The following is a 5,983-nucleotide window of genomic DNA, read 5'->3' as shown; positions in this document are numbered from 1 at the left end:
CCCTTCACCGGCGCTGCTGAGGCGGTGTTGGTTGGTCGGAGTGACGGCCTGACGGACTGGAAAGACGGTTGAGACGCCTGGGAGAGACCGGGGGCATCTTGAGTTGGGGTTTAGGCGGGCGCGCTGATTTATTGGCGCAACGGTCTGGTTTTTGGCTCTTGGTGTTATGTTCTTTGACATTGCTGGATACTGAAGAGATATGTGGGCGGTTTGGTTCGTTTCGACGGATTGAATGTCTGTATATCGCGCTCTTAGGGTTTCGGTCCGATGATAGAGTGTCAGCTTCACTGTTTGAGTGGTTCACTGATTTCTTAGGAGATCTGTGTGCATCAAACAGATGACTTCATCTGGTTTAGCCACCAGATGAGATGTGCAGAGGTTCGAACGTCAAGGATAGGTTAGCAATAGCCTTTCAACTTGAGAGTTTGATCCTGGCTCAGAACGAACGCTGGCGGCAGGCCTAACACATGCAAGTCGAGCGCGCCTTTCGGGGCGAGCGGCGGACGGGTTAGTAACGCGTGGGAATATGCCCAAAGGTACGGAATAGCCTCTGGAAACGGAGAGTAATACCGTATGTGCCCTTCGGGGGAAAGATTTATCGCCTTTGGATTAGCCCGCGTTAGATTAGGTAGTTGGTGGGGTAATGGCCTACCAAGCCTACGATCTATAGCTGGTTTTAGAGGATGATCAGCAACACTGGGACTGAGACACGGCCCAGACTCCTACGGGAGGCAGCAGTGGGGAATCTTGGACAATGGGGGCAACCCTGATCCAGCCATGCCGCGTGAGTGATGAAGGCCCTAGGGTCGTAAAGCTCTTTCGCCTGTGAAGATAATGACGGTAGCAGGTAAAGAAACCCCGGCTAACTCCGTGCCAGCAGCCGCGGTAATACGGAGGGGGTTAGCGTTGTTCGGAATTACTGGGCGTAAAGCGCACGTAGGCGGATCGGAAAGTTGGGGGTGAAATCCCGGGGCTCAACCCCGGAACGGCCTCCAAAACTATCGGTCTAGAGTTCGAGAGAGGTGAGTGGAATTCCGAGTGTAGAGGTGAAATTCGTAGATATTCGGAGGAACACCAGTGGCGAAGGCGGCTCACTGGCTCGATACTGACGCTGAGGTGCGAAAGTGTGGGGAGCAAACAGGATTAGATACCCTGGTAGTCCACACCGTAAACGATGAATGCCAGTCGTCGGGTAGCATGCTATTCGGTGACACACCTAACGGATTAAGCATTCCGCCTGGGGAGTACGGTCGCAAGATTAAAACTCAAAGGAATTGACGGGGGCCCGCACAAGCGGTGGAGCATGTGGTTTAATTCGAAGCAACGCGCAGAACCTTACCAACCCTTGACATCCTAGGACCGTCCCAGAGATGGGTCTTTCACTTCGGTGACCTAGTGACAGGTGCTGCATGGCTGTCGTCAGCTCGTGTCGTGAGATGTTCGGTTAAGTCCGGCAACGAGCGCAACCCACGTCCTTAGTTGCCAGCAGTTCGGCTGGGCACTCTAAGGAAACTGCCCGTGATAAGCGGGAGGAAGGTGTGGATGACGTCAAGTCCTCATGGCCCTTACGGGTTGGGCTACACACGTGCTACAATGGCAGTGACAATGGGTTAATCCCAAAAAGCTGTCTCAGTTCGGATTGGGGTCTGCAACTCGACCCCATGAAGTCGGAATCGCTAGTAATCGCGTAACAGCATGACGCGGTGAATACGTTCCCGGGCCTTGTACACACCGCCCGTCACACCATGGGAGTTGGTTCTACCCGACGGCCGTGCGCCAACCTTTTGGAGGCAGCGGACCACGGTAGGATCAGCGACTGGGGTGAAGTCGTAACAAGGTAGCCGTAGGGGAACCTGCGGCTGGATCACCTCCTTTCTAAGGATGTATCTAGTTAGATCTGTTCGCGGATCTCGTGATACACTTAGCAGAAGATCAACAAACAAAGTTGGTCAAACTCAAGGACCGAGCCGTCCTCATATCTCTTCAGACAGATGGATCCTGCGATTGGTGCTGGATCCGGCAAGGGGCCTTAGCTCAGCTGGGAGAGCGCCTGATTTGCATTCAGGAGGTCAGGAGTTCGATCCTCCTAGGCTCCACCATGATTTGCAGTCGGCCCTATTGAGAGATGGGTCGGTAGCTCAGGTGGTTAGAGCGCACGCCTGATAAGCGTGAGGTCGGAGGTTCAAGTCCTCCTCGACCCACCATTCCTCGCTTCGATCAGATCGTTGAGCACTTGTTTGAGTGTTCAGCCGTCCGATTGGACGTATCCTTTGACATCGTTAAGAGAGAAATCAATCAACACTGTTTGATTGGCGCCGAGTGTGGCGTTGATCTCAGTCGTTCTCATCTTCGGGTGAGCGGGTTGTGACACGGGTGTTTCCTCGCCTGTCCACGGCTATCGCGGCTGAAACGAACAGAGTTGTCCAAGTCAAGTACACTAACCCGCATGATCTGACGATCATGCATGTCTTCCATTCTCCGTGCGGGGCCGACCGACATCGGCAGCATGGGTTCCAGGATGGGAGGCGGGAAAGTATGCTTTTGGTTCAGAAGAAAGATCGCCTTTAGTTACCAGCTGGGCGGTCGCGATTGATTTGATTACTAGCGCAGCTTTGGTTGTGTGCGGTCAAACGCACTCAAGTAGCCGAATAGGCGGTAGTGCCAATATCAAGTCTTTCTCTTTCTGGATCAAATCAAGCGCGAGAAGGGCGTTTGGTGAATGCCTTGGCAGCAAGAGGCGATGAAAGACGTGATACTCTGCGATAAGCCATGGGGAGCTGAGAATAAGCTTTGATCCATGGATCTCTGAATGGGGCAACCCACCTGAAAGCTTCATATTGTTATCTTTGATACTCAATATGGGGTTTAAACAGGTACTTAAGACCTGAATACATAGGGTTTTAAGGGCAAACCCGGGGAACTGAAACATCTAAGTACCCGGAGGAAAGGAAATCAATTGATACTCCCCTAGTAGCGGCGAGCGAACGGGGACCAGCCGAGCCGGATAAGTGAGAAGAACATGTTGGGAAGCATGGCCATAGCGGGTGACAGCCCCGTATTCGAAGCTTTGACGGACGTATTAAGTAGGGCGGAACACGTGAAATTCTGTCTGAAGATCGGAGGACCACCTTCGAAGGCTAAGTACTCCTTGCTGACCGATAGCGAACCAGTACCGTGAGGGAAAGGTGAAAAGCACCCCGACGAGGGGAGTGAAACAGTACCTGAAACCGAACGCCTACAATCAGTCGGAGGCTCCTAGCGAGCTGACGGCGTACCTTTTGTATAATGGGTCATCGACTTGGTCTCACGAGCAAGCTTAAGCCGTTAGGTGTAGGCGTAGCGAAAGCGAGTCTTAATAGGGCGTATGAGTTCGTGGGATCAGACCCGAAACCGAGTGATCTAGGCATGGCCAGGTTGAAGGTGCGGTAACACGCACTGGAGGACCGAACCCACATCCGTTGAAAAGGATCGGGATGAGCTGTGCCTAGGGGTGAAAGGCCAATCAAACTCGGAGATAGCTGGTTCTCTGCGAAATCTATTTAGGTAGAGCGTCATCCGAATACCCCGGGGGGTAGAGCACTGGATGGGTAATGGGGCCCCACAGGCTTACTGATCCTAACCAAACTCCGAATACCCGGGAGTACTAGATGGCAGACACACTGCGGATGCTAACGTCCGTAGTGGAGAGGGAAACAACCCTGACCTACAGCTAAGGCCCCCAATTCATGGCTAAGTGGGAAAGCAGGTGGGACGACCAAAACAACCAGGAGGTTGGCTTAGAAGCAGCCATCCTTTAAAGATAGCGTAACAGCTCACTGGTCTAAACAAGTTGTCCTGCGGCGAAGATGTAACGGGGCTCAAGCCATGAGCCGAAGCTTAGGATGCCGTAAGGCATGGTAGCAGAGCGTAGTGTGACATAGATCCATGCCTCCTTGATCCCTTCGGGGATATTGGAGGCGAGGATCTTTCGATGAAGCCGGCCTGTGAGGGATCCGGTGGAGAGATCACTAGTGAGAATGATGACATGAGTAGCGACAAAGAGTGTGAGAGACACTCTCGCCGAAAGTCCAAGGGTTCCTGCTTAAAGCTAATCTGAGCAGGGTAAGCCGGCCCCTAAGCCGAGGCCGAAAGGCGTAGGCGATGGGAACTAGGTTAATATTCCTAGGCCAGGAGGATGTGACGGATCACAGGTGTAGTTCAATCTTATCGGATTGATTGGGCTGCTGAGTGGTTCCTGGAAATAGCCCTCCATCAGACCGTACCCTAAACCGACACAGGTGGACTGGTAGAGCATACCAAGGCGCTTGAGAGAACGATGTTGAAGGAACTCGGCAAAATACCTCCGTAAGTTCGCGAGAAGGAGGCCCGGTTCCTAGGCAACTAGGGGCTGGGGGCACAAACCAGGGGGTGGCGACTGTTTATTAAAAACACAGGGCTCTGCGAAGTCGCAAGACGACGTATAGGGTCTGACGCCTGCCCGGTGCCTGAAGGTTAAAAGGAGAGGTGAGAGCCTTGAATTGAAGCCCAGGTAAACGGCGGCCGTAACTATAACGGTCCTAAGGTAGCGAAATTCCTTGTCGGGTAAGTTCCGACCTGCACGAATGGCGTAACGACTTCCCCGCTGTCTCCAACATCGACTCAGCGAAATTGAATTGCCTGTCAAGATGCAGGCTTCCCGCGGTTAGACGGAAAGACCCCGTGCACCTTTACTACAGCTTCGCACTGGCATCAGGACTGCAATGTGCAGGATAGGTGGTAGGCTTCGAAGCAGGGACGCCAGTTCCTGTGGAGCCTCCCTTGAGATACCACCCTTTGCATTCTTGATGTCTAACCGCGGTCCGTTATCCGGATCCGGGACCCTGCGTGGCGGGTAGTTTGACTGGGGCGGTCGCCTCCTAAAGCGTAACGGAGGCGCGCGAAGGTTGGCTCAGAGCGGTCGGAAATCGCTCGTTGAGTGCAATGGCAGAAGCCAGCCTGACTGCGAGACTGACAAGTCGAGCAGAGTCGAAAGACGGCCATAGTGATCCGGTGGTCCCGAGTGGAAGGGCCATCGCTCAACGGATAAAAGGTACGCCGGGGATAACAGGCTGATACTGCCCAAGAGTCCATATCGACGGCAGTGTTTGGCACCTCGATGTCGGCTCATCTCATCCTGGGGCTGGAGCAGGTCCCAAGGGTACGGCTGTTCGCCGTTTAAAGAGGTACGTGAGCTGGGTTTAGAACGTCGTGAGACAGTTCGGTCCCTATCTGCCGTGGGTGTAGGAGACTTGAGAGGAGTTGCCCCTAGTACGAGAGGACCGGGGTGAACGATCCACTGGTGGACCTGTTGTCGTGCCAACGGCAGTGCAGGGTAGCTATGATCGGACAGGATAACCGCTGAAGGCATCTAAGCGGGAAGCCCCCCTCAAAACAAGGTCTCCCTGAGGGCCGTGGAAGACCACCACGTCAATAGGCCGGAGATGTAAGCGCAGCAATGCGTTCAGTTGACCGGTACTAATCGCCCGATAGGCTTGATTTGATCCAGTAACAGAAAGACAAATCACCAGAAGCATACACTGACCTTGAGTTGGACAACGTTGATTGATGTGAAACCCCGCAAGGGGTGACACAACAACCGTGCGGGAACGCGCATTCGCAAGCGAATACGCCGCCTCCCGTGCGTCGCCTTTTTGCAAAGCAAAAAGAGCGACGGGGATTTTCCTCGGTTTGGTGGTCATAGCGCAAGTGAAACACCCGGTCCCATCCCGAACCCGGAAGTTAAGCACTGCAGCGCCAATGGTACTTGGGCTCAAGCCCCGGGAGAGTAGGTCACCGCCAAACCTAGAAAAGTCCCCCCTCTCTAAAACGATCAAAAAACACGACCAGGTCGCAAACAGCCAAATAGGCAACAGACCAACCCAAAGTGTCGCGGGATGGAGCAGCCCGGTAGCTCGTCAGGCTCATAACCTGAAGGTCGCAGGTTCAAATCCTGCTCCCGCAACCA

At 53.8% G+C, this 5,983-nt stretch carries 3 tRNA genes and 3 rRNA genes; all 6 read left to right on the top strand.

Going from position 1 to position 5,983, the window contains the following annotated elements:
* Positions 1–413: 413 nt before the first annotated feature.
* The 6 genes from ACR0MM_RS18570 to ACR0MM_RS18545 all read left to right on the top strand — a co-directional run bounded on the left by ACR0MM_RS18570 (position 414) and on the right by ACR0MM_RS18545 (position 5,983).
* A 16S ribosomal RNA gene (locus ACR0MM_RS18570) occupies positions 414–1,875 on the top strand.
* Positions 1,876–2,023: 148 nt separating this feature from the next.
* A tRNA-Ala gene (locus tag ACR0MM_RS18565) sits at positions 2,024–2,099 on the top strand.
* 28 nt (positions 2,100–2,127) lie between these two features.
* Positions 2,128–2,204, top strand: a tRNA-Ile gene (locus ACR0MM_RS18560).
* A gap of 487 nt (positions 2,205–2,691) precedes the next feature.
* Positions 2,692–5,518: ribosomal RNA gene (locus ACR0MM_RS18555) — 23S ribosomal RNA — on the top strand.
* Positions 5,519–5,705: 187 nt separating this feature from the next.
* Positions 5,706–5,820: ribosomal RNA gene (gene rrf / locus ACR0MM_RS18550) — 5S ribosomal RNA — on the top strand.
* Together the 16S, 23S and 5S rRNA genes with 3 tRNA genes alongside form the textbook arrangement of a ribosomal RNA operon.
* An 86-nt stretch (positions 5,821–5,906) precedes the next feature.
* Positions 5,907–5,983: transfer RNA gene (locus ACR0MM_RS18545), tRNA-Met, on the top strand.

The sequence above is a fragment of the Ruegeria sp. BC6 genome (assembly GCF_056539185.1).
Note: the sequence above shows the minus strand (reverse complement) of the source record. Positions and strands in the feature narration are given on the sequence as shown.